The 25,947-nt window shown below is 33.5% G+C and carries 19 protein-coding genes; 3 read left to right on the forward strand and 16 right to left on the reverse strand.

From position 1 onward, the window contains the following. Nucleotides 1-241: 241 nt before the first annotated feature. From sdrD to tadA, 5 genes are all read right to left on the reverse strand, one after another. Nucleotides 242-4,441 (reverse strand): MSCRAMM family adhesin SdrD, encoded by a 4,200-nt coding sequence (gene sdrD, locus IDG63_RS05780; RefSeq protein WP_000934475.1) that lies wholly within the window; start codon nt 4,439-4,441, stop codon nt 242-244. Between the two features lie 365 nt (nt 4,442-4,806). Then, nucleotides 4,807-7,794, reverse strand: a complete 2,988-nt coding sequence (sdrC, locus tag IDG63_RS05785) for an MSCRAMM family adhesin SdrC (protein ID WP_001060519.1) — start codon at nt 7,792-7,794, stop codon at nt 4,807-4,809. A 429-nt stretch (nt 7,795-8,223) separates the two neighbouring features. Then, nucleotides 8,224-8,790, reverse strand: coding sequence for an NADPH-dependent FMN reductase (locus IDG63_RS05790; RefSeq protein WP_000677261.1), 567 nt, complete (start codon nt 8,788-8,790; stop codon nt 8,224-8,226). Between the two features lie 19 nt (nt 8,791-8,809). After that, the gene (locus IDG63_RS05795; protein WP_000593372.1) at nt 8,810-9,679 is read right to left on the reverse strand and encodes a Cof-type HAD-IIB family hydrolase; all 870 of its coding nucleotides are present in this window, start codon (nt 9,677-9,679) and stop codon (nt 8,810-8,812) included. A 146-nt stretch (nt 9,680-9,825) separates the two neighbouring features. After that, nucleotides 9,826-10,296 carry a tRNA adenosine(34) deaminase TadA gene (tadA, locus tag IDG63_RS05800; protein WP_000180281.1) on the reverse strand — a complete coding sequence of 157 codons (471 nt, stop codon included), beginning with the start codon at nt 10,294-10,296 and terminating at the stop codon, nt 9,826-9,828. Nucleotides 10,297-10,362: 66 nt separating this feature from the next. Here tadA and IDG63_RS05805 point away from each other — a divergent pair, with 66 nt between their 5' ends. Together IDG63_RS05805 and IDG63_RS05810 are read left to right on the forward strand one after the other, a co-directional pair. Beyond that, on the forward strand, nt 10,363-10,980 hold the full coding sequence (locus IDG63_RS05805; RefSeq protein WP_001039519.1) for a deoxynucleoside kinase: 618 nt from the start codon (nt 10,363-10,365) through the stop codon (nt 10,978-10,980). Next, nucleotides 10,973-11,635 carry a deoxynucleoside kinase gene (locus IDG63_RS05810; protein WP_001067262.1) on the forward strand — a complete coding sequence of 221 codons (663 nt, stop codon included), beginning with the start codon at nt 10,973-10,975 and terminating at the stop codon, nt 11,633-11,635. The genes IDG63_RS05805 and IDG63_RS05810 overlap by 8 nt, the downstream gene beginning before the upstream one ends. A gap of 115 nt (nt 11,636-11,750) precedes the next feature. On the opposite strand, the gene IDG63_RS05815 is transcribed toward IDG63_RS05810, so the two are convergent. The 6 genes from IDG63_RS05815 to IDG63_RS05840 all read right to left on the reverse strand — a co-directional run bounded on the left by IDG63_RS05815 (nt 11,751) and on the right by IDG63_RS05840 (nt 19,400). Then, nucleotides 11,751-12,434: an HAD family hydrolase gene (locus tag IDG63_RS05815; RefSeq protein WP_000454784.1), complete on the reverse strand. Its 684-nt coding sequence runs from the start codon at nt 12,432-12,434 to the stop codon at nt 11,751-11,753. Nucleotides 12,435-12,673: 239 nt separating this feature from the next. Continuing rightward, entirely contained in the window at nt 12,674-13,759 is a 1,086-nt protein-coding gene (locus IDG63_RS05820) for a branched-chain amino acid aminotransferase (protein WP_000076037.1), read from the reverse strand. 335 nt (nt 13,760-14,094) lie between these two features. Next, nucleotides 14,095-15,060, reverse strand: a complete 966-nt coding sequence (locus IDG63_RS05825) for an NAD-dependent epimerase/dehydratase family protein (protein ID WP_000723301.1) — start codon at nt 15,058-15,060, stop codon at nt 14,095-14,097. 213 nt (nt 15,061-15,273) lie between these two features. Further along, a complete protein-coding gene (locus tag IDG63_RS05830) occupies nt 15,274-16,911 on the reverse strand; it encodes a ribulokinase (protein WP_000122339.1) in 1,638 nt (545 codons plus the stop codon). 157 nt (nt 16,912-17,068) lie between these two features. Further along, the gene (hchA, locus tag IDG63_RS05835) at nt 17,069-17,947 is read right to left on the reverse strand and encodes a glyoxalase III HchA (RefSeq protein ID WP_000076404.1); all 879 of its coding nucleotides are present in this window, start codon (nt 17,945-17,947) and stop codon (nt 17,069-17,071) included. Nucleotides 17,948-18,212: 265 nt separating this feature from the next. Further along, on the reverse strand, nt 18,213-19,400 hold the full coding sequence (locus IDG63_RS05840) for a glycine C-acetyltransferase (RefSeq protein WP_000250824.1): 1,188 nt from the start codon (nt 19,398-19,400) through the stop codon (nt 18,213-18,215). Nucleotides 19,401-19,570: 170 nt separating this feature from the next. On the opposite strand from IDG63_RS05840, the gene IDG63_RS05845 reads away from it, so the two are divergent. Then, nucleotides 19,571-20,746 (forward strand): M20 family metallopeptidase, encoded by a 1,176-nt coding sequence (locus IDG63_RS05845; RefSeq protein WP_000887920.1) that lies wholly within the window; start codon nt 19,571-19,573, stop codon nt 20,744-20,746. Nucleotides 20,747-21,027: 281 nt separating this feature from the next. Here IDG63_RS05845 and tuf read toward each other — a convergent pair whose 3' ends face one another. From tuf to IDG63_RS05870, 5 genes are all read right to left on the reverse strand, one after another. Beyond that, nucleotides 21,028-22,212, reverse strand: coding sequence for an elongation factor Tu (tuf, locus tag IDG63_RS05850; protein WP_001040568.1), 1,185 nt, complete (start codon nt 22,210-22,212; stop codon nt 21,028-21,030). A gap of 216 nt (nt 22,213-22,428) precedes the next feature. Further along, on the reverse strand, nt 22,429-24,510 hold the full coding sequence (fusA, locus tag IDG63_RS05855; protein WP_000090315.1) for an elongation factor G: 2,082 nt from the start codon (nt 24,508-24,510) through the stop codon (nt 22,429-22,431). Nucleotides 24,511-24,632: 122 nt separating this feature from the next. Next, on the reverse strand, nt 24,633-25,103 hold the full coding sequence (gene rpsG, locus IDG63_RS05860; RefSeq protein WP_001137495.1) for a 30S ribosomal protein S7: 471 nt from the start codon (nt 25,101-25,103) through the stop codon (nt 24,633-24,635). A gap of 65 nt (nt 25,104-25,168) precedes the next feature. Then, a complete protein-coding gene (rpsL, locus tag IDG63_RS05865) occupies nt 25,169-25,582 on the reverse strand; it encodes a 30S ribosomal protein S12 (RefSeq protein ID WP_001142337.1) in 414 nt (137 codons plus the stop codon). A gap of 97 nt (nt 25,583-25,679) precedes the next feature. After that, a complete protein-coding gene (locus IDG63_RS05870; RefSeq protein WP_000031892.1) occupies nt 25,680-25,934 on the reverse strand; it encodes a ribosomal L7Ae/L30e/S12e/Gadd45 family protein in 255 nt (84 codons plus the stop codon). Between the last annotated feature and the right edge of the window lie 13 nt (nt 25,935-25,947).

A 25,947-nucleotide genomic window follows, 5' to 3' on the forward strand; every position in this document is an offset into this window, starting at 1 on the left:
AAATTAATTCTAGTAATTTTTAATTATTCGTTTGTCTTTTATATCAATTGTTTTAAATGGTTTGATACTGTGTTTAATTGCTTTTCTTATTCGTTTGTACTTTTAATGTAAAGATGAATTAAATTTATGTTGATTTATGTTATATTTTTTAAAAAATTGCACTATTTAATCTCAAACATAAGATACATTTCATAAATTTTGAAATAAAAAACCAGGCCTCACGGACCTGGTATAAGCTGTATTATTTATTTTGTTTTTTACGACGACCGAATAACAATAATGATCCTAATGCTGCGAATAATCCGCCAAATAACGTTGCGTTATTTGAGCCGCTATTTTCATTACCTGTTTCTGGTAATGCTTTTGCTTTATTGTGATGGTCTTTAGTAGTACTCATTGGTTTAACAGGTGTGTGCTTACCTGCATCTGAGTCTGAATCACTGTCTGAATCTGAGTCGCTATCTGAGTCTGAATCGCTGTCCGAATCTGAGTCACTATCTGAGTCTGAATCGCTGTCTGAATCTGAGTCGCTATCTGAGTCTGAGTCGCTATCTGAATCTGAATCACTGTCTGAGTCTGAGTCGCTGTCCGAATCTGAATCACTGTCTGAGTCCGAATCGCTATCTGAATCTGAGTCACTATCTGAGTCTGAGTCGCTGTCTGAGTCTGAGTCGCTATCTGAGTCTGAATCACTGTCTGAGTCTGAGTCACTATCTGAATCTGAGTCACTATCTGAGTCTGAGTCGCTGTCTGAATCTGAATCGCTATCTGAGTCTGAATCACTGTCTGAGTCGCTGTCTGAGTCTGAGTCGCTATCTGAGTCTGAGTCGCTGTCTGAATCTGAGTCGCTGTCTGAGTCTGAGTCGCTATCCGAATCTGAGTCGCTATCTGAGTCTGAGTCGCTATCCGAGTCTGAGTCGCTGTCTGAATCCGAATCGCTGTCTGAATCTGAATCACTGTCTGAATCTGAATCGCTATCCGAGTCTGAGTCGCTGTCTGAATCTGAGTCGCTGTCTGAGTCTGAGTCGCTATCTGAATCTGAATCGCTATCTGAATCTGAGTCGCTATCTGATGTATCTTCTTCGAAGTATCCGTTATCAAGTGTGAAATCATCATGATCCGTAATTGTTACGTCAACTTCGCCACCATCTGCATCTTTATCATCTTCAGTTGTATTTGTACCTGTTTGTGTTAAGCCAGCAGGCTTTTCAAAAATAACTTTGTATTTACCGCTATCTAAATTATCGAAACGATATTTACCATTTTCATCTGTTTTAGTTGTTCCAATTACTTCGCCTTTTTCATTTAATAAAGTAACTTTAACATCTTTGATACCTTTTTCAGTTGAATCTTGTTTGCCGTCTTTATTACTGTCGTACCAAACATAATCACCTAAACTATATTTTGGTGTTTTATAGAAACCACTGTCTAATGTCATGTTATCTGCATCTTTAATGACACCTGTTGTTGTTAAACCATTAGAATCTTTTTCAGTATCATTTCCAGAAGTTACTGAAGTTGGTGTATAACCTGATGGTGTCTCGAATTCAACTTTATAAGTTCCATTGTTTAAATCAGTGAATTGATATTTACCATTTTCATCTGTTGTAACTGTTTTTAAAACTTTGTCGTTTTCATCTTTTAACGTAACTGTTACACCTGAAATACCCTTTTCATCTTTATCTTGAACACCGTTTTTATTTGTATCTTCCCATACATAGTCACCTAAGTTGTAAGTCGGTTTGTAGAAACCAGAGTCAATAGTATCGTTATCTTTATCTTTAATGACACCTGTTGTTGATGTACCATTTGAATCTATACCTTCATCAGTTCCTGAACCTACTTGTGTTGGTGTGTAACCTGATGGTGTTTCGAATTCAACTTTATAAGTTCCATTTTCTAATCCAGTAAATTGATATTTACCATCTTTATCTGTTTTAGTTGTTTGTAAAACTTCACCGTTTTCATTTTTCAATGTAACTGTTACGCCTGAAATACCTTTTTCAGTTGAATCCTGCTTACCATCTTTATTTGTATCTTCCCATACATAATTACCTAAATTATATTTTGGTGTTTTGTAGAATCCACTATCTAATGTCATGTTATCAGCACCATTAATAACACCTGTTGTTGTTAAACCATTAGAGTCTTTTTCAATGTCGCTACCAGATGTTACTGTAGTCGGTGTATAGCCTTCTGGTGTAGTAAATACAACTTTATAATTACCATTATCTAAATCAGTAAATTTATATTTGCCATCTGCGTCTGTTGTAACTGTTTTTAACACGTTACCGTTTTCATCTTTTAATGTTACCGTTACGCCAGATATACCTTTTTCATCTTGGTCTTGGATACCATTTTTATTTGTATCTTCCCAGACATAGTCACCTAAGTTGTATTTAGGTTTGTAAATACCTAAGTCTGCAGATAAGTTATCTTTGCCATTAACTGTAATAACTGAAGATAAGCCGTTTGAATCTAATTCTTCGTTATTACCTTGTTTTGAAGGGGTTACTTCATAACCTTTTGGTAAGTTTGAAAATTCTACACGGTAATCTCCATTAGGTAAGTTTGGAATCAAGTATGACCCATCTTCTTTAGTAACTGCTTCTCCTACTTTTGTATTTGTATTATTATCAAATACAGTTACAGTTACATTGCCAACGCCTTTTTCTCCTAATTCTTGAACACCGTTTTTATTAGTATCTTCCCATACGTAGTTACCAATTTTATATACTTCTTGACCAGCTCCGCCACTTTGGTTATTAGTAAATCCTAAAGCATTGCCAGTAGAAACGGATTTATTACCTGTTGAAGATAAAGTAGCCATTTGAACAAGTGTTGGGCTTTCGCTATTTGTATATTGGAATTTTGTATTAACCATTACAACATATGCTGATGTAATATCACCAAAATCAAGATTAACACTTTGATTTGATCCATACGTCATTTTATTTTTAAATTCATCAGTTACGTCTACCAAATCATTAGTATTAACGTCATATCCTTTATTCAATGTATATCCTTCAGGAACACGATATATTTTTATATTTGTAACATTTTGATTAATTTGACCAATATTAGTTGGATATTTCGGATGGTACGCTTCAACTTTTAACTTAGCACCTTTTAAATCCTTATCCATAGGATTAACATATACTACCTGGTTATAGTAACCAGGGTCTTCAACATTTCCTACATGAGAAACTGTCTCTGTAAAAGCTGATCCTATTGAATTATTGTCAGCTTCTTTATAAGCCGGATAAGTGATATCTGCTGTTGTAGTTGTAATTTGATTTCCAATAGTTACACTAAAAGGAACATCTTTCTTGTCAACAGGAATTGTATCTGCATCCATATAAATTGAGTAATTAATACCCATTTTTACTGAATTAAATCGATCAACATAATCTGTAAATGTATATGTAATTAAATTATTTGCAGTATCATGTTTTGCAGTCGCAATTGTTTCACCATTATTTGGATCTTTAATATCACCAATATTTTTAATATCTTCCGGATTCAATCCATATACTTGTACTGTATCTGAGTATTTAATTGTGAAATAATCACCTGATTTAACTTTGTCATCAACTGTAATTTGTGATTTTAATGATAAATAATCTTGGGCTGGTACAATCGTTTTGCTATTATCTGCATCAACGACAGTTAATGTTGTATTTGATGTGATTAAATCATTAACATTTTTAGAATCTGTTGAGTTTGGTTGTATTGCTGCCATACGCATTCTTGTATTCAAACGTTTAGGTGCTGTACTTTTTGGCAAAATGATATCTGCATTATTTTCATTATTTGAATTACTATTGTTATCAACAAGAGTTTCAGCATTACTCTTGATAGCATCACTTTTAACATTTAATGTAGTTGATTCAGTTTTGGCATCTACCTTTTTGTTTTCCTCATTAGTTGGTTGAGCATTTACCACTGATTTATTCTCTTGCAAATCAGGTTGTAACGCTTCTTGATTACTTATAGTTTGTTTAGTGTTTAAATCTTCATTCGTAGATTTTGGTGAAGCTTGCTCATCTGATTTGGCAGTTGAAACTTCAACTTTATTTCCAGTGGTAGATTGTACACTTTCTTTTTCTATTGATTTATTCCCATTTGAAGTCGTTTCATTACCTTGAGATGATACCATTTCTTTTTGATTATCATTTTTAGTATTGTCTTCTTGATTTAGTTGCTGCATATCAACTTTACCACTCGATTGATTATCACTTGCTGAAGTTGTCGCTTCGTTCAATTCTTTATTAGTACTTTCTGCAGCCTTTGCTTCTTGGTTCCCCAGACCAAAAATTAATGTTGTACCTACTAAAATTGATGCTGTTCCCACTGTGTACTTTCTAATCGAAAATTTATTTAATCGATTGGATACCATGCCTTTTCTTGTTATTGCCGTTTTATTTTCTCTGTTTAGCATTAGATTACTCCTAATTCATCAAATTTTTAAATAATACAATTGTTTTAAATACAAAAATGTATATCAATATAGTATTACATTTTTAGATAAAGTACAATACTTTAATTATTTTTCTTTATCTTAAAACGTTATTTAATATTTGTGTTTAAATAAAAATTTTTATGAGTTTTGTAATCTTTATTTAATTATCATAAAAAATAGCATTATCTACCCTTGAAATTAATATTTTGGCTTTTCTAATTCATAAACAATTACACTGATATAACGAATTAAATTGTATCTAATTTTTTAAATCTTTTTGATTTATATCTGGTAATTTCTAAACAGAAAAACCAGGTCACAAGGACCTGGTTAAGTTAATCATATTATTTATTTTGTTTTTTACGACGACCGAATAGTAATAATGAACCTAATGCCGCAAATAATCCACCGAATAATGTGCCATTATTTGAATTATTATTTTCACTACCTGTTTCTGGTAATGCTTTAGCTTTGTTGTGATGATCTTTAACCGTACTCATTGGTTTAGCCGGTATATGTTTACCTGCATCTGAGTCGCTATCTGAGTCACTGTCTGAATCGCTGTCTGAATCTGAGTCGCTATCTGAGTCGGAATCACTATCTGAGTCTGAGTCACTGTCTGAGTCTGAGTCACTATCTGAATCTGAATCGCTGTCTGAGTCTGAGTCGCTATCTGAGTCTGAGTCGCTATCTGAGTCTGAGTCACTATCTGAATCTGAATCGCTATCTGAATCTGAATCACTGTCTGAGTCTGAGTCGCTGTCTGAATCTGAATCGCTATCTGAGTCTGAGTCACTATCTGAATCTGAGTCGCTGTCTGAATCTGAATCGCTATCTGAGTCTGAGTCACTATCTGAATCTGAATCGCTGTCTGAATCTGAGTCGCTATCTGAGTCTGAGTCACTATCTGAATCTGAGTCGCTGTCTGAGTCTGAGTCGCTATCTGAATCTGAGTCGCTGTCTGAGTCTGAGTCACTATCTGAGTCTGAATCACTGTCTGAATCTGAGTCGCTATCTGAGTCTGAGTCACTATCTGAATCTGAATCGCTATCTGAATCTGAATCGCTGTCTGAGTCTGAATCGCTATCTGAGTCCGAATCGCTATCTGAGTCTGAGTCGCTGTCTGAATCTGAATCGCTGTCTGAATCTGAATCGCTGTCTGAATCTGAGTCGCTATCTGATGTTTCTTCTTCGTAGTAGCCATTATCTAGTGTGAAATCATCATGATCCGTAATTGTTACGTCAACTTCGCCACCATCAGCATCTTTATCATCTTCAGTTGTATTTGTACCTGTTTGAGTTAAGCCAGCAGGCTTTTCAAAGATAACTTTGTATTTACCACTATCTAAATTATCAAAACGATATTTACCATTTGAATCTGTTTCAGTTGTACCAATTACTTCGCCTTTTTCATTTTGCAATGTAACTTTAACACCTTTAATTCCTTTTTCAGTCGAATCTTGTTTACCATCTTTATTACTGTCATACCAAACATAATCACCTAAACTGTATTTTGGTGTTTTATAGAATCCACTGTCTAATGTCATGTTGTCAGCATCTTTAATGACACCTGTTGTAGTTAGTCCATCAGAATCTATTGCGTCATCTGTACCTGCATTTGCAGTTGTTGGTGTATAACCGGCTGGTGTTGAAAATTCTACACTATATGTTCCATTGCTTAAACCTGTGAACTGATATTTACCATTTTCATCTGTTGTCGTACGATCTAATTCTTTACCATTGCTATCTTTAAGAATGACATACACGCCTTTAATACCCTTTTCGTTAGCATCTTGTTTACCATCTTTATTTGTATCTTCCCAAACATAATCACCAAGATTGTATTTTTTTTGATCGCCATTTGCAGTTGATGAGCCATTCACATTTGAATAACTATTTGACCAACTATATTTAGTTTTGTCAGTGTCTAAAGTATAATCAATTTTCCCATTATCTGTTGAACTATTATCTGGATAAGCAACTTGTTGAATGATGTATTGTTTATTACTACTTTTTTGGCCTTTCATTAAATCGACTGTAGCTGTTTTATTATCATTACTATAATTAATATCGAATTGATCAGTAACATCTGTAAGTTTTGAAGTATCTGGTGTGAAACTATCCACAAACTGATTTTGGTTAGTCACTTCGTATATTTTGAAGTTTTTTGCATTTGGATTAAATTTATATCCAGTTAAATTAGTAACAAACGTTTGTTTAGTATATGTATTTTTAGGTTGATTTACATATGCAGTCATATTTCGTGACAAATCTTCATTGTTGATATAATTTGTACTTGAAATAAGCGGTTGTGCTTTTTTATTACCATAATCGACAATAACTTCTTTACTATAAGAGTCGTTTCCTAATGTAACTTCCATTTTATAAGCAGTTTTATCAGTTGTTGCATTTTCACGTTTGGCAAATGAAACTTGTTCAATACTACCACTAATATTTGTATATTGATCAACATAGTTTGTAAATGTATATGTTGTTGAATTTGTTGCACTATCATAAATACCTTTAGCAATAATGTTACCTTGAGCATTATATAAATTTTGTGTTTTCGATGGTAATCTTACTGATCCTGGACGGAAATATTGACCATATTTAAAAGTAAATGTATCGCCCTCTTTAACAGAATCATCGATTGTATAATTTGCTTTTAATTTTAAAACATCACTTGAAGTTGCCCAAAATTCAGTTTTACCAGTATCTTTATTAACATGTCCTTTATCAATCGCAATATCAATATTCTTAAAATGTACTTTATCATTAACATTTGTACCTTGTTGTGGTGCTGCAACAGTATTCACTGCCATACGGTTTAATGTTCTTGGTTTAATAGTTGTTGTTTTAGGCTTAGTTGAAACGTCTTTTGCCTGCGTTAAATTGCTTTTACTAGTATCGTTACTATATGTAGTTGCTGATTTATCATTTGTTGTTACATTGCTAGTTTGTGTAGTAGATTGATTAGCTGTAGTGTTTTGTGGTGATTGCATGTTACTACTAGTTTCTTTAACTGTTGCACTATCACTCATTGTCACTTTAGGCTGATCTGCAGTTGCAGTTTGCGTATTATCTTTTAGTTGACGACTATCAACTTTTTCAGTTGTTTTATTCTCACTTGGAGCTGTCGTTTCATTTTTTGATTGATTTAATTCTCCATTCGTATGTTCTGCCGCTTTAGCTTCATGACCACTTAACCCAAAAATCAATGTTGTCCCTACTAAAATTGAAGCAGTACCTACAGAATACTTTCTTATCGAAAATTTGTTTAATCGATTTGATATCATGCCTTTTCTATTTGTTGCTGTCTTTTTATTATTCATTTAATAATACTCCTTTAAAATATCAAAATTTGATAAATATAATATTTTGCATATATAAATTTCTGCATTACTATCGTAATATAAATTTCAATAAAGTGCAATACTTTAATTATTTTTCTTTATTTTACAATGTTATTTGCCACAAATATTAATATGAATCACAGTTTAAGAATTGCAATTTTTAATACTTTTTTTCTTTAATTGTTTTAAATTATTTATCTATATTTTTAAAACTCACTTTTAATCTAAGCTTGTTTTCAATTCGCTATTACATCTTATTTTAATTAATAACATTGCTCGCAACAGTAATCTCAAAGGCTTACTATTGGTGCATTAGAACAAAAAATAGGCATGTGACTTAAAAGCATTCTCAATGAAATACCTTAAGCTACATACCTATTTTTAATGTATATTTACATTTTTTTAATATTATTTTAAATGTTCATATGGACTATTATTCACAAAAGATACAATTTGATCGACAAATAATCTTGCTCGTAATTGGAATTCACTATCATTTAAGTAATATGAACCATCTTCATTTTTAGCAAAATCAGAATCATGTGTTGCAATTTGAGTTGGTACAGCAATGCCTAGTAAACTTCTGACGATTACTCTTAAATGTGACAATGGCTCTGAACTAACAATACCACCACTATTTCCTATTAAGCCTACAGGTTTCATTTTAAAATAATCCATATTTAGATGATCTAATGCATTTTTCAATATTCCAGAATATGAACCATGATAGTTTGGCGTTCCTAATATTAAAAAGTCCGCCGCCATTGCTTTCTCTTTTAAATCTTTCATATTTTGTTTGATTTCATCAATAGACGGTGTTGTTCCTGAAAAATCTAATTGATTTAACGGCTTTTCTGCTAAATCGAATATTTCCGCTTCAATATCATGTGTTTTAAAATGCTCAGTTAAGTATCTTGCTAGTGCACTTGTATGTGAATTCACTTGTGCACTGCCAATAATAATTAATCCTTTCATATTTGACCCCTCTTTTTTATTAAACTTGTTGTTCACGTAATAATTTCATAATAGCTTTTCCAACACCACTATTTTCATTCGTATCTGTGACATATTTCGCTATTTTTTTAACTTCTTCTGCACCATTTTCCATCGCAACTGGATAACCAACTTTCTCTAACATTGATAAGTCATTTAAATTGTCACCTATTGCCATGACATCTTTCATTTCAATCCCTAATCTTTCGGCAATTGTTTCTAGCGCAATACCTTTTTGTGCATCTGAATGCGTTATTTCTATATTTCCTCTCGAAGATGATGATATAGCTAAATTCGGAGATTCAGCTAAAATTTTACTAGCTTTGTCAATTTTTTCTAAATTTCCATCAAATGCTAATATTTTCATAATTAATTCACCAGGTATGTTTTCAATAGCATCATAATTATCAACAACTTTCAACGTACCATTATCTATGCGTCTTTGAATACCATTTTTAATACGCTCAACGTTTGCATGTTGACCTGCACGCTCAGCAATATCTATGTAAATGTCTAAATCTCTTTGTGGATTTTCAGTATAAATCGCACGACTCGTGTATACTTGATAATAAATACCTGCATCTTTTAAAACATTTGTAATTTTGTGTACTAACGATTTATTAAGGTGTGAAGTGCTCATTACATTGAAAGTTTCATCACGTACTTCAGCACCATTCAAACAAATATATGGTACTGTTAAATCTGTGTCAGCAACTGGTGCTTGTGCTTCATAAAATGCTCGACCTGTCGCGATAACAACCGTTATCCCTTGTTCTTGAGCGTATTTAATCGCATCAATATTAGGTTGAGAAATTTCATGTGCTGCATTAAGTAGCGTGCCATCCATATCAGTGGCTATTAGTTTTATCATTATGTTACCTCGTTTCGTAAATTTAAAATCTTGTTCTTACATAAGAATATATACTCAGCGCACATACTTTTCTATTAACATTTATATTGTCATTAATTTATCATATAATGTAATTCTAACAAATTTTAATTAGTATGTACTATCGTCTAATTGGTGGATTTCTTATTGGCTCTTAAGTTTTTAAAAAATGTTGTTAATAATGTGCTACATGCTTCTTTAAGTACACCTTTATCAACAATTGCACGATGATTAAAATTAGATTGTTGCAATAAATTCATTAAACTGCCACTACAACCACCTTTAGGATCATCTGCGCCATAGACGACTCTTGGAATGCGACTCATTACAATTGTTCCTGCGCACATGACACATGGTTCTAAGGTTACATATAATGTGCAACCTTCTAAACGCCAACTACCTAACACTTTGGCTGCACGTTCAATTGCAATATGTTCAGCATGCGCCGTTGGTTGTTGTAGTGTTTCTCTTAAATTATGTGCTCTAGCGATAACTTCATCATCTTTAGTGATGATAGCACCTATAGGTACTTCGCCTAGTTGAGCTGCTTTTTTAGCTTCTTCAATCGCTAATGTCATAAAATATATATCATTTGTCATTTATGTCCAGATACCTCACTTATGGTACAATACTCAATGTCTATTTTAACATTTGGAGATGTGAATATGAACAAGCCTTTTATAGCAATTGAAGGTCCTATTGGCGTAGGTAAATCTTCACTTGCACACAAATTAAGTCAAACTTTAGATTTTTATGAAGAAAAAGAAATAATCACAGAAAATCCATTTTTATCAGACTTTTATGAAGATATCTCTAAATGGAGTTTTCAAACTGAAATGTTCTTTTTATGCAATAGATATAAGCAATTTCAAGATGTAACACAACTAAATCAAGGTGTAGTTAGTGATTATCATATACATAAAAATAAGATATTTGCTAAAAATACTTTGAGTTCTGTTGAATTTCAGAAATTCAGTAAAATTTATGATATTTTAACTGAAGATATGATTATGCCGAATATGATTATCTTTTTAGATGCAGACCTTGATGTGTTAAAATCTAGAATTGCTAAACGTAACCGTAGTTTTGAGCATCAAATAGAAGATGAATATCTGTTAAAGTTAAAAAAAGATTATCGTGAGTATTATGAGTCCTTACAAAGTAATGGTTCAAATGTAGTTTTAATCGATACAACTTCTATTGATTTTCTTAAAAATGAACAAGATTACGAAGATATATTACATATTATATTACCTATGATAGGAGATATTACCAATGAATAATTACGGTATTCCACAAAATGCCATTATAACCATTGCAGGTACAGTTGGTGTTGGAAAATCAACACTAACGCAAGCACTTGCAGATAAATTAAACTTTAAAACGTCTTTTGAAAATGTCGAACATAATCCATATTTAGATAAATTTTACAGCGATTTTGAACGATGGAGTTTCCATTTGCAAATTTACTTCTTAGCTGAACGTTTTAAAGAACAAAAGCGTATGTTTGAATATGGTGGTGGCTTTGTCCAAGATCGATCAATTTATGAAGATGTTGATATTTTTGCAAAAATGCATGAAGAAGAAGGCACAATGAGTAAAGAAGATTTCAAAACATATTCAGACTTATTTAATGCCATGGTCATGACACCTTATTTTCCTAAACCTGATGTAATGATTTATTTAGAATGTAACTATGATGAGGTCATTGATCGTATTATTGAACGTGGTCGCGAAATGGAAATTAATACAGACCCTGAATACTGGAAAAAGCTATTTAAACGCTATGACGATTGGATTAATAGCTTTAATGCATGTCCAGTTGTACGTATCAATATTAATGAATATGATATCCATAAGGACCCCGAATCTTTAAATCCTATGATAAACAAAATTGCTCGAATTATTCAAACATATCGACAAGTAGATACACGATAAAAGACTAAAGACATAGCGTATATGTTTATATTCAATGTATATTCCATAGATATTATCGATTATTTTATCAATTCTATCGAATACATTAATTCACATATACACTATGTCTTTCTTTTTAATTTAAAGCTTCTAAAATATCTGCCGCACTATTTAAAATAATATCAGCTTCATGTAATTCTTCTTTTGTTGCAATACCTGTTAATACACCTATTGCCATACCTAAATTTGCATTACTTGCTGTCTTCATATCATTAGCAGTGTCTCCTACTATAGCTACTTTCTGAGGATCTACATTATATTGCTCAAATAAAGGCGATAATACTTTAGGATTTGGCTTCTCATAGGCATCCGCTTCGGTAGAAATGATCAAATCGAACAACGAGGTAGCATTGGTATGTGCTAAAAATTGTTCTACACCTTTTTTAGTATCACTCGTAACAATACCAAGTTGATAGCCTTTTGCTTTCAAATCGATAAGTGCTTCTTTAACACCTTCTACCCAATTAATTTCAGGAATACGTTCATCTACCAGCTTTTGACTTGTTGACTTGGACCAGTCGGTTGTATCTTGTCCCGTCACATCATTAAATGCCTGGATAATTTGTTGTAAAGATCCTGAACCCATCACTGATTTTGGATCAATAGATTCTTTAATGACACCGAGTTGTCTTAAAGCAGCTTCTTTATTATGTACTGGGAAAGTCTCAAGCAATGATTGTACAAATCGTACCCCTATTTTTTCCCAACTTCTATCAAATTCAATTAACGTACCATCTTTATCAAATAATATCCATTCCATTAATATCAATACTCCTATTTATTTATTTCGTATTATGCTGATTCTATGATATTCGTTATCCCCTGAAAATGAACTCGTAGTATTGTTCTATTTAAATATTGAATTAAATATAATAATAAGTGAAATCCCCTTCAATACTTAACAATAAACATTGTAAACTTAATTTATTACCATGCTTCGCTTTATTGAAAGGGATTTTAGTCATGATTAACTTTTGCATATTGTTTTCATGATTATATTCAATTTTTATTAATATTTTGTACAACGACTCTCCAACCATTTTTATCTTCTAAAGTACCATTTTGAATACCAGTATAGACGTCGTATAATTTTTGAGTAATTTCACCAGTCTCATTATTATTAATAACGATTTCACGATCTTCGTATCTCAATGTACCCACAGGTGAAATAACTGCTGCAGTACCACTACCAAATACTTCTGTTAACTCACCTTTATCATATGATTCGAATAATTCATCGATTGAAACGCGGCGCTCTTCGACTTCATATCCTAAGTTTTTAGCTAATTCGATAATAGATTTACGTGTAATACCAGGTAAAATACTGCCATTCAACTCTGGTGTAATTACTTTGCCATTTTCAACGAAGAAAATGTTCATGCTACCAACTTCTTCGATATATTTCTGTTCAACACCATCAAGCCATAATACTTGGTCATAACCTAATTTATTTGCATTAGTTTGTGCTAATAAACTTGCCGCATAGTTACCTGCAACTTTTGCAAAGCCTACACCGCCACGAACAGCACGCACATATTCATCTTCTACATAGATTTTAGTTGGTTTTAAAGTTTCACCACCATAATATGCACCTGAAGGAGATAAAATAATTAATAATTTATACTGATGTGATGCACCAACGCCAAGTGCCCCTTCTGTTGCAAAAACAAATGGACGAATATATAATGATTGACCTTCCCCTTCAGGAATCCAATCTCTTTCAATATCAACTAATTGTTTTAGCCCCTCTAACAATTCTGCTTCGTCTACTTGAGGCATTTCTAATCGTGCTAACGAGTTATTAAGACGCTTAAAATTTTCTTCAGGACGGAAAAGTGCAACTTCCCCATCTCTTTTATATGCTTTTAATCCTTCGAATACCGATTGACCATAATGAACACCTTGTGCAGCAGGTGAAATTTCAATAGGACCATAAGGTACTATCTTCAAATCATGCCATCCTTTATCTGCATCATAATCATAACTCAACATATAATCAGTAAAATATTTACCAAAACCTAGTTGAGATGTATTTGGTTTTTGTTTTAATGTTTCTCGTCGTTCAACTTTAACTGCTTGTGACATGGTGATTGCCTCCTAATAATATTGTATAAGAATTTGTTTAACTTAAATTATAACAATCCATATTTTTCTGTTCAATAAATTTTCTAAAAATTCAAAATTAATTAACAGATTTTCTAGAAAGACTATATCTTTTAGTATAAACGTATTAATTTCACAGAGACAAGTAATCTGTGTTTTACTAATATACTTTACATACAAAAAACTCTTTACTTTAAAATGAACTAAGCTCGCGAATTCAATAAGTATAATGAATAATATTAGAATTCATGCACTAGTTTATTAAAATAAAGAGTAATTTAAAATATCATTCCGTGTATTAAAGTGAATGGAAATGATTAGTTATTATTTTTAACAGTATCTTTTTGTTCAATAGCTTCTAACATTAATTTAGTCATGCTCGCTAAATCATATTTAGGATCAAATCCCCATTCGCCACGTGAACAGCTTGTATCAATAGAATCCGGCCAACTATTAGCGATACCTTGTCTAATAGGATCAACATCGTAATCTAATGTAAAATTGGGATAGTATTCTTGAATTGCTTCTTTTACCATCTCTGGATCAAAACTCATTGCGCTCAAATTATAACCATTTCTAGTTTCTAATTTAGCGTCGTCTGCTTCCATAAGTTTAATAATTGCTTCAATTGCATCATCCATATACATCATATCCATATACGTGCCTTTATCTATGAAGCTTGTATAATGACCCTCTCTTACTGCTTTGAAGTATATTTCAACAGCATAGTCTGTAGTACCGCCACCTGGCTCTTTAACATGCGAGATTAAACCTGGGAATCTAACACTTCTTGTATCTACACCAAAACGTTTGAAATAGTATTGACACAATAATTCTCCAGCTACTTTATTTACACCATACATTGTCGTAGGTTGCTGAATCGTTACTTGTGGCGTATTAACTTTAGGAGTTGAGTCTCCAAATGCACCAATTGAACTTGGTGTGAAAAAGTGCAAATTATAAGTTCTTGCAGCTTCTAATGCATTCATTAATCCACCCATATTTAAATCCCAAGCTAGAATTGGATTTTTCTCAGCAGTTGCTGATAATAATGCTGCCATATGCATTAGACTATCCGCTTCAAAGTCCCTAACTAACTCAAACATACGGTCACGATCTGTTACGTCTAAGATTTCAAATGGTCCATTTTGTACAGGTGAGTCTGCTTCAGGTTCCCTAATATCTGTAGCAAGAACATTATCTGTCCCATAAATTTCTCTGCACTTAACAACTAATTCTGTACCAATTTGTCCTAATGCACCAGTAATCATAATTTTTTTCATAGAAATATCTCCTTTGTCTCTTCTATATAGCTATAGTCCATCACAAGCGGACATAATATTCATTTTCATAATAATTATAATATAAAAGCGCTTTCTTGTATATATGACATGTACATGTTGCTGATATTTCTGTAAATGGAAATTCTAGTTGTATTAATTGATTTTAGTAATTTATAGCGTTTATTATTGCTAATTACTGTCAAATTAAATTTTTTATCCCTCAACTCTTAAACTCTGGATATCTTTCATTATATTAGCTTTTTTATAACCATGGATATCATGTAAAGCCTTATAAGCTTTAAATAATGTTTCATACCTTTGTACTTTTTCCGCTTCTGGATTAATTTCGTATAAAATTGGCTCTTTCATAGCATCAACTGCATCATTAATTGAATTATGTGCGCCACCACTGACTGCACCTAATATTGCTGCGCCTATTGCTGGTGCATACTCACTATCCATAACAATTAATTTTTTATTCAGTACATTCGCATAGATATCCATCATAACAGCATTCTTTTTAGGTATACCGCCACATGCAAATACCTTTTCTACTTCCATATGCCAATCTTGATACTGTTGCATAATCATCTTAGTACCAAATGCTGTAGCTTCTAAATATGCTCTATAAATATCCTCATGCTTAGTTTGTAAAGTTAATCCAAAGATACAACCTGTTAAATTGCTATCACTTAATACACTTCGATTTCCATTATGCCAATCAAGAGCAATGAGCCCACTTTCACCTGGCATTTGATGTTTTATCTTTTCATTCATTAATTCAAATACAGTCATATTTCTATTTGCTGCTTCATCTACATATGACTTTGGTGCTTGCTTAGCGACATACTCAAACAAATCACCTACTGCTGATTGTCCCGCTTCATAAGCAAATAATTCTGGAATAATTGCTCCTTTTACAGAACCTGATATACCTGGCACTTGATGTTGCTTTTCATTTAACATAAGATGGCATGTGCTTGTTCCCATCACCATAGTCATTTCTTTATCTTTTTCAGACCCAATACCTAATAAACTAGCATGGGCATCAATAATAAAAGGACTTACCATAGTCTCTTTTGATAATCCTAATTTCTGTGCCATTTTATCATCCAGTTTCCCTACTGCTTCACCAATATTAACAACAGGTGCAGATACTTTATCTTGAATTACTTTTGATAATTTGGGGTCTATTTTATCAAATAAATCATAATGAAACCCTGTTTCTTCTTCCCAAAATGCTTTGAAACCTAATCCACAATTCGACCGTACATTTTTATTAGTTAATTTATTTACAATCCAATCGCCCGCTTCCATAATATAAGCCGTTTTTTCCATAATTTCTGGTGCTCGATTCATGACTTCCATTATTTTGGGAATCATCCATTCACTACTAACATTATATCCATAATGGCCTAACCACTTATTATTATTTTCAATAGCAGTTTGATATAATTTCTCTGCCTCTTTATATGCACCATGATGTTTCCAAAGTTTCACATACGCATGTGGATTGTTTTTAAATTGTTTTAAGTTATGTACCGGGTTAAGGTTTTCGTCAGTAAAAATAATAGTAGATGAAGTAAAGTCTATACCAATACCTACTATATTGTCTGGATCTATTTTTGATTCACGTACTATATATGATATTCCTTCTTCCATAATTTCTAAATAATCATTACTATTTTGAAGTGCATATGTATGTGGTATTTTCAAACCATTTAATTCACTCTCAATGACACCATGTGTATATGGTTTCACAAATTTTGATACTACTTGACCGTTAGTTGTATTAATTAAAAACACACGGCCTGAAGCTGTTCCATAATCAATTCCAATGCTATAAGACATCATGTTTCCTCCATATCGCTAGTTGCGGTTATTAGTTTTGTAAGCGTTTTCTTAAATCATACTCATAATAGGTTCTATTTTACAAGTATCACTTAAATTTTGCCAAAAAAAGAGTCCTCATACATTTACATATGAGGCTCCTCTAATTAATATTTAATTATTTATTTTGTATTGCATTTAACATTTCATTAACTGCTAATTTTCCTAACTCATTTGAAGCTAAAGGACTGTCACCTGTTAATAATTTACGATCTTTTAACGTTCTTCCTGTCATATCGTCGTTAACTACTTTTAATCCTTGTTTAGTTAGTAAATCAGCAACTAACCATTTCAAGCGCCCAGGTAAATAACCTATTTCAATATTTGCACCTTCATCTAATGAGTCAGGGAAGACACAAACAGAGTATCCTTCTAATGGAGATTTTTCTCTGTTAAGCCCTGCTGAAAGTAGTGCTGCTGGTCCATGACATAATGTAACTATAAAGCGGTCATTGTCTAATGCCCAATCTAATGTTTGTTGAACGTCCTCACTTTCAGAAATACCAACAACTGCAGCATGTCCGCCTGGGATAAAGACAGATAAATAGTCTGAATCAGGTCCTAATTCATTTTTAATCACATCTGCTAATTTTTTTGGCTGTTTTAATTTTTCTTTCAATTTATTATAAGTACTTATAACTGCCTCGTCTTCAGTTGGCATAGCCCATAATTCTAATTTAACTGGATAACCAGATAATGTCGCAACATCAACGTCAAAACCTGCTTCCATTAAATGATGTAAAGGTAATAACATTTCAACAGGATGATTACCCGTAGAGAACATTTTTCCATTTTCCAATAATACATATCTCTCTTCAGCAGCAATCATCAATACTTTCCATTTACCATCTTTATAGGCACCTTTGTGTTCAACACCATCAAAATCTGTTTTAGGTGCTGTATATTGACTAAGGGAATATGGTGATGGGAAAAATGCATTATCTTCTGCTTTATCTGGCGTTGGTTGCTTACTTAATTCATTTACATCTTGTGACATAGTTTATTCCTACTTTCTCTATATAGTTACTACTAGTATAGACATATACTACACACTATAAACATGTATTACTATTAAAATGCTCATTATCAAAAATAATCAAAATGAATTTCTTTGAAAAAAATACAACTAAATTCTACAAGATGCTTTTAAAATTCAAACTTCAATTTTGGGGAGCACTAAACATTGATATAAGAACTTACTGTTAATAAACTAAACATTAAAAAAAGCCCACGACAATATTTGCCGTGGGAATAAATAAATATTAAATCAACTTCATTTCTTTTCCTACTTTTTCATAAGCCGCAATTGCTTCATCTAACATGTCTTTTGTATGTGCAGCTGTAGGCATATTTCTTACACGTCCTGTACCTCTTGGTACTGTTGGGAAAACGATAGATTTCACATAGACACCTTCGTCTTTTAAACGCTTACTAAATTCTTGAGTTGTTTTTTCATCACCAATAATTACTGGTGTAATTGGAGTTTCTGACTCACCTGTATCATATCCTAATTTTGACAATCCATTTTTTAAATATTGTGCATTGTTCCATAATTTATCATGTAATTCAGTTGAATCCATTAACTTTTTAACTGCTTCAGTTATTGCTTTGGTATCCCCAGGTGCTAATGATGTAGAGAATAAGAATGGTCGTGATTGTGCTTTTAACCAATCTATTAACTCTTTTGTACCTGCTACATAACCGCCAACGACACCAATTGCTTTAGAAAGCGTACCTATTTGGAAATCGATTTTATCTTGTAAACCAAAATGTTTAACCGTACCAGCGCCTTTACCCATAACACCTGAACCATGAGCGTCGTCAACATAAGTTAATAAACCAAATTCTTCTGCAATTTCTACAATTTCAGGTAATTTAGCCACATCACCATCCATACTAAAAACGCCATCAGTGATATACATCACTTTATTGTATTGACCTGATTCAACTGCTTCTTTTGCTTTCGCACGTAAATCATCCATGTCTGAATGGTTAACTCGAATAATTTTAGCTTTAGATAAGCGACATCCATCAATAATTGATGCATGATTAAGCTCATCTGATAAAATAGCATCATTTTTATTCATGACAGCTGAAATAGCAGCCATATTACAATTAAATCCTGATTGATAAGCTATTGCAGCTTCTGTTCCTTTAAATTTTGCTAGTGTTTCTTCTAATTCGTCGTGTAAATCTAATGTACCATTGATTGTACGAACAGCGCCTGCACCTACACCATGTGTATCAATAGCTGCTTTTGCAGCTGATTTCAAATCTTCATTTGTTGCTAGTCCTAAATAATTATTTGAAGATAAGTTAATGTATGATTTCCCATTGATTTTGATTTCTGGTCCGTTTGCACCTTCAATTGTATCTATTTCATTATACAAACCATTTTCTTTTAGATAATTTATATTTTCCTCTAAAAACTCATGTAATGATTGAACCACAGTATATAATCCCCCTTAAGTATTGTTTGGTAATACCTTTATCATACAGTAATTCTACATAACTTGAAAGCCTTATCATTCATAGATAAAATATCTCAAAGCAATCATTTAGTACGATAATTTCATAAAATGTTATACTATAAACATTATTTTAGAAAGTAGTGATAAGGGTGTTAGATTGGTTCCAACTAGCAAATAATAAAGAAAATAAAACAATTCAACTCAGACGTTATTTACACCAATATCCTGAGTTATCTTTTGAAGAATTTCAAACACATGATTATATTGTTAACCAATTAAGCCAGTTATCTTGTGATATTGAAACTCCTATCGGCCGCAATGGTATCAAAGCCACATTTAAAGGCTTGGGCACAGGACCTACCATTGCATTAAGAGCTGACTTTGATGCGTTACCTGTCGAGGAATTAAACGATGTGCCTTATAAGTCTAAAAATCCAGGATGTATGCATGCGTGTGGGCATGATGGTCATACAGCAATTTTACTTACTGTAGCAGAGATTTTAGATGAACATAAACATTTATTAGAAGGTAATGTTGTATTAATATTCCAGTACGGTGAAGAAATCATGCCAGGTGGTTCTCAAGAAATGATAGATGCTGGATGTCTGGAAAATGTAGATAGAATTTACGGTACACATTTATGGAGTGGTTATCCTACTGGAACTATTCATTCACGTGCGGGGGCAATCATGGCCTCTCCAGATGAATTTAGTGTCACAATTAAAGGTCGTGGCGGTCATGGTGCCAAACCTCATGAAACCATTGACCCAATAGTAATCATGGCAGAGTTCATTTTAAGTGCACAAAAAATAATTTCACGTACGATCGATCCAGTTAAACAAGCTGTACTTTCATTTGGAATGATTCAAGCAGGCACCACAGATAGCGTTATTCCTGATCAAGCATTTTGTAAAGGTACAGTTAGAACTTTCGATTCAGATATACAGAATCATGTAATGGACAAAATGGATAAGCTTCTACAAGGTTTAGCAATAGCAAATGATATTAACTATGATTTGAATTATATTAAAGGGTATTTGCCTGTCCATAATAACGAGAAAGCATATCAAGTTATTAAAGAAGCAACAAATGACTTACATGTTCGCTTTAATGAATCAGATTTAATGATGATTGGAGAAGATTTTTCACATTATTTGAAAGTACGACCAGGTGCATTCTTTCTGACTGGTTGTGGTAATGAAAGTAAAGGTATTACAGCGCCACACCATAATCCCAAATTTGATATTGATGAAAAATCATTAAAATACGCTGTAGCTGTATTTTTAAAAATCATTGAATTAGAGCAAGTATTTAAAACAAATTAAGCATTTAAATTAATTGAAAGATATGAATCTGAGACATAAACTAATGAAATGCTCCCTTCAAAGTAGACATTGAAAAAATGAAAACTTTGAAGGGAGCATTTTACAATGTCCAAGACTCAACAATTTTATTTAAACAGTATTATCAGTTATAAGTTTTATTAGTCAGTCTTTCATCAATTATTGTTCTTCTAAATCGAATAGCCATTACAAAATTTACACATTAAAAAAAGACCCCTCGATTGAGGGATCTTCTTTTTATATAAAATCTAAGAAATTAGAAATTATTTAATGATTTCAGTAACAACGCCTGATCCTACAGTACGTCCACCTTCACGGATTGAGAAACGAGTACCGTCTTCAATCGCGATTGGAGCGATTAATTCTACTGTCATTTCAACGTTATCACCAGGCATTACCATTTCAGTACCTTCTGGTAAGTGAACAACACCAGTTACGTCAGTAGTACGGAAATAGAATTGTGGACGATAGTTTGAGAAGAATGGAGTGTGACGTCCACCTTCGTCTTTTGATAATACGTATACTTCTGCTTTGAATTCAGTATGTGGTGTAATTGAACCAGGAGCAGCTAATACTTGACCACGTTGTACGTCTTCACGAGCAACACCACGTAATAATGCACCAATGTTGTCACCAGCTTCAGCGTAGTCTAATAATTTACGGAACATTTCAACACCTGTAACAGTTGTTTTAGATGTGTCATGTAAACCGATGATTTCAACTTCTTCACCAACTTTGATTTGACCACGTTCAACACGGCCTGTAGCAACAGTACCACGACCAGTGATTGAGAATACGTCCTCAACTGGCATCATGAATGGTTTGTCAGAATCACGTTCTGGAGTTGGAATGTAAGTATCTACAGCTTCCATTAATTCTAAGATTTTTTCTTCGTATTGAGCATCGCCTTCTAAAGCTTTTAATGCTGAACCAGCGATTACAGGTACATCGTCACCTGGGAAGTCATATTCGCTTAATAAGTCACGAACTTCCATTTCTACTAATTCTAATAATTCTTCATCGTCAACCATGTCAACTTTGTTTAAGAATACTACTAATGCTGGTACACCAACGTTACGTGATAAAAGAATGTGTTCACGAGTTTGTGGCATTGGACCGTCAGCAGCAGATACTACTAAGATACCGCCGTCCATTTGAGCAGCACCAGTGATCATGTTTTTAACGTAGTCAGCGTGTCCTGGGCAGTCAACGTGAGCGTAGTGACGTTTGTCAGTTTGGTACTCAATGTGAGAAGTATTGATTGTGATACCACGTTCTTTTTCTTCTGGAGCGTTGTCAATCATGTCATATGATTGTGCAACTGAGTCACCATTTTTTGCTAATACAGTAGCGATTGCTGCTGTTAATGTTGTTTTACCATGGTCAACGTGACCGATAGTACCGATATTGGCATGTTCTTTAGAACGATCGAATTTTTCTTTTGCCATTATAAAATCTCTCCTATTCTAATTAAAAATAATATTTAAATTTATCTCTCATGATAGTTTCTCACCATCATGAGAAATTATTTATAGCGATGCAAAAAGAATTTTACAATTCTTTTATAATGCATTCACCCCAAAAAATCAAACTATAAAGATGATAGCTTACATTTAAGCTCACCTTGTATTTTAACCTAGGCTAGCTAGTCAAAACAAGTTATATTATTCACCTTTATTTTTCTTGATAATATCTTCAGCGATTGATTTTGGAACTTCAGCATAGTGATCGAAGTACATAGTGTAAGTACCGCGACCTTGAGTGTTTGAACGTAATGATGTTGCATAACCGAACATTTCTGAAAGTGGTACATAAGCATTAACAACTTGTGCATTACCACGAGGTTCCATACCATCAACACGTCCACGACGAGATGTTACGTCACCCATGATATCACCCATGTACTCTTCAGGCATTTCAATAGTTACTTTCATCATTGGTTCTAAGATTACAGGATCACATTTTTTAGCAGCTTCTTTAAGTGCTAATGATGCAGCAATTTTGAAGGCCATTTCAGATGAATCGACATCATGGTATGAACCATCATATAATTTAGCTTTAACATCAATTAAAGGATAACCTGCTAAAACACCATTTTCCATAGCATCTTTAAGACCAGCTTCTACTGATGGAATGTATTCACGAGGAACTACACCACCAACGATAGCGTTTTCGAATTCGAAACCTGCGCCTGTTTCGTTTGGTGTGAATTCAATGTGAACATCACCGTATTGACCACGACCACCAGATTGACGAGAGAATTTACCTTGAACTTGTGCAGATGATTTGAATGTTTCACGATATGAAACCATTGGAGCACCTACGTTACATTCAACGTTGAATTCTTTCTTCATACGGTCTACTAAGATGTCTAAGTGAAGCTCACCCATACCACCGATGATAACTTGTCCAGTTTCTTCGTCAGTGTGTGCATGGAATGTTGGGTCTTCTTCTTGTAATTTAACTAAAGCTTGAGTCATTTTATCTTGGTCAGCTTTAGATTTTGGCTCTACTGATAAGTGAATAACTGGCTCTGGGAATTCCATTGATTCCAAGATAATGTCATTTTTCTCACCACATAAAGTATCACCAGTACCTGTATCTTTAAGACCTACCGCAGCAGCGATATCTCCAGAGTATACAGTATCGATTTCTTGACGTGAGTTAGCGTGCATTTGTAATAAACGACCTACACGTTCACGTTTACCTTTAGTAGAGTTCTTAACGTATGAACCAGATGTCATTGTACCTGAATACACACGGAAGAATGTTAATTTACCAACATAAGGGTCAGTCATAACTTTGAACGCTAATGCAGCGAATTCAGCTGAATCGTCTGCTTTCGCGATTACTTCTTCTTCAGGGTTGCTAGCACGGTGACCAATAATTGGTTTAACGTCTAGTGGTGAAGGTAAGTAATCAATTACAGCGTCAAGCATTAATTGAACACCTTTGTTTTTGAAAGCTGTACCACAAAGTACTGGGTAGAATTCTACGTTAGTAGTAGCTTGGCGGATAGCTTCTTTTAATTCAGAAACTGAAATTTCTTCGTCACCAAGATATTTTTCCATTAATTCGTCGCTAGTTTCTGCAACTGCTTCGATTAAGCTAGCACGAGCTTCTTCAGCTCTATCTAAGTGGTCTTCAGGAATTTCAATTTCTTCAATTTCAGTACCTAAATCATTTGTATATTTGAAACATTTCATTTCAACTAAGTCAATGATTGCTTCGAATTCGTCTTCCGCACCAATTGGTAATTGGATTGGAGCAGCGTTAGCTTGTAAACGATCATGTAATGTACTTACAGAGTATTCGAAGTTAGCACCTAATTTGTCCATTTTGTTTACAAATACGATACGTGGAACACCATAAGTTGTAGCCTGACGCCAAACTGTTTCAGTTTGAGGTTCAACACCTGATTGTGCATCAAGTACTGTAACTGCTCCGTCAAGTACACGTAATGAACGTTCAACTTCTACAGTGAAGTCTACGTGTCCAGGTGTATCGATAATGTTTACACGGTGACCTTCCCAAGCTGCTGTTGTTGCAGCAGATGTGATAGTAATACCACGGTCTTGTTCTTGCTCCATCCAGTCCATTTGTGAAGCACCTTCGTGTGTTTCACCAATTTTGTGGATACGGCCAGTGTAATAAAGAATACGTTCAGTCGTAGTCGTTTTACCAGCATCAATGTGAGCCATGATACCGATATTACGAGTTTTTTCTAATGAAAATTCTCTAGCCATGTATTTTTTCTCCTTCCAGTTTATATTACTGAATAAATACGATAGATATGGCGATGCCCTAAGCATGAACGCTTAATGAAAATTCATTAATATAGAACACACTCAGGGTAAAAGCTTTTATCTTACCAACGGTAGTGAGCAAATGCTTTGTTTGCTTCAGCCATTTTGTGAGTGTCCTCACGTTTCTTAACGGCACCACCTGTATTATTTGCTGCATCTAAAATTTCGTTAGCTAAACGATCTTCCATCGTTTTTTCACCACGAAGACGTGCATAGTTAACTAACCAACGTAAACCTAAAGTAGTACGACGCTCTGGACGAACTTCTACTGGTACTTGATAGTTAGAACCACCTACGCGACGAGCTTTAACTTCTAATACTGGCATAATGTTGTTGATTGCTTCTTCGAATACTTCTAATGCATCACGACCACTGCGTTGTTCAACTAGGTCGAATGCTGAATAAAGAATTCTTTGTGCTGTTCCACGTTTACCATCTAACATAATTTTGTTAATTAATTTAGTTACTAACTTAGAGTTATGAATTGGATCTGGTAATACGTCTCTTTTAGGTACTGATCCTTTACGAGGCATAATGTAAATCCTCCCTTCCTTATATTAAATATTTTAAGTTTAAGATTTAATTAAAAACTAAATTCTTAGTTTTTAGGTTTCTTAGTTCCGTATAATGAACGACCTTGTCTACGTCCGTCAACACCTGAAGTATCAAGTGCTCCACGTACAATATGGTAACGCACACCTGGTAAGTCTTTTACACGTCCACCACGTACAAGTACAACACTGTGTTCTTGTAAGTTATGTCCGATACCAGGAATGTATGCGTTAATTTCGATGTTGTTTGATAAACGCACACGTGCATATTTACGTAACGCTGAGTTAGGTTTTTTAGGTGTCATTGTACCTACACGAGTACATACACCACGTTTTTGTGGTGAGTTTAAGTCAGTAAATTTTTTCTTTTTACTGTTGAAACCTTTATTTAAAGCTGGAGAATCTGATTTTTTGATTTTGCTTTGTCTTGGTTTACGTACTAATTGGTTAATAGTTGGCATGTGATATGTCCTCCTCTCTTCACTTTTTAATCCCACACATCCAGGTGGTTCATTTTTAGGTTAAATAAAATTTAGTAAGTAAAACACTTACTAATTCTCATTTAATCAATGCTACTATTGTCGCATTGACGTTAATACCTACATGTTTACCCAAAGCATGTTTGCTTTTGAAAAAAGATACAGGTATATTTTTCTGATTGATTTGGCTTAACACGCGAGTCATTAAATATACTTCAACGTCTTCAGCAATAATCAAAGATGTAACTTGATCTTTCTTTAACGCTTTAAGCGTTTCTTTAAGACCAACTACAAAATGTTGTTTGTTAAAGCGTGCAACTTTTTCCTTAGACAATAATTTATCCTCC

This window comes from Staphylococcus sp. EG-SA-14 (assembly GCF_017151935.1).
Taxonomy (GTDB): Bacteria; Bacillota; Bacilli; order Staphylococcales; family Staphylococcaceae; genus Staphylococcus; species Staphylococcus aureus.

Coding starts and splice junctions, on each gene's coding strand:
- sdrD (WP_000934475.1), bottom strand. CDS start 4,441: ATGCTAAACAGAGAAAATAAAACGGCAATAACAAGAAAAGGCATGGTA.
- sdrC (WP_001060519.1), bottom strand. CDS start 7,794: ATGAATAATAAAAAGACAGCAACAAATAGAAAAGGCATGATATCAAAT.
- IDG63_RS05790 (WP_000677261.1), bottom strand. CDS start 8,790: ATGAAAGGATTAATTATTATTGGCAGTGCACAAGTGAATTCACATACA.
- IDG63_RS05795 (WP_000593372.1), bottom strand. CDS start 9,679: ATGATAAAACTAATAGCCACTGATATGGATGGCACGCTACTTAATGCA.
- tadA (WP_000180281.1), bottom strand. CDS start 10,296: ATGACAAATGATATATATTTTATGACATTAGCGATTGAAGAAGCTAAA.
- IDG63_RS05805 (WP_001039519.1), top strand. CDS start 10,363: ATGAACAAGCCTTTTATAGCAATTGAAGGTCCTATTGGCGTAGGTAAA.
- IDG63_RS05810 (WP_001067262.1), top strand. CDS start 10,973: ATGAATAATTACGGTATTCCACAAAATGCCATTATAACCATTGCAGGT.
- IDG63_RS05815 (WP_000454784.1), bottom strand. CDS start 12,434: ATGGAATGGATATTATTTGATAAAGATGGTACGTTAATTGAATTTGAT.
- IDG63_RS05820 (WP_000076037.1), bottom strand. CDS start 13,759: ATGTCACAAGCAGTTAAAGTTGAACGACGAGAAACATTAAAACAAAAA.
- IDG63_RS05825 (WP_000723301.1), bottom strand. CDS start 15,060: ATGAAAAAAATTATGATTACTGGTGCATTAGGACAAATTGGTACAGAA.
- IDG63_RS05830 (WP_000122339.1), bottom strand. CDS start 16,911: ATGTCTTATAGCATTGGAATTGATTATGGAACAGCTTCAGGCCGTGTG.
- hchA (WP_000076404.1), bottom strand. CDS start 17,947: ATGTCACAAGATGTAAATGAATTAAGTAAGCAACCAACGCCAGATAAA.
- tuf (WP_001040568.1), bottom strand. CDS start 22,212: ATGGCAAAAGAAAAATTCGATCGTTCTAAAGAACATGCCAATATCGGT.
- fusA (WP_000090315.1), bottom strand. CDS start 24,510: ATGGCTAGAGAATTTTCATTAGAAAAAACTCGTAATATCGGTATCATG.
- rpsG (WP_001137495.1), bottom strand. CDS start 25,103: ATGCCTCGTAAAGGATCAGTACCTAAAAGAGACGTATTACCAGATCCA.
- rpsL (WP_001142337.1), bottom strand. CDS start 25,582: ATGCCAACTATTAACCAATTAGTACGTAAACCAAGACAAAGCAAAATC.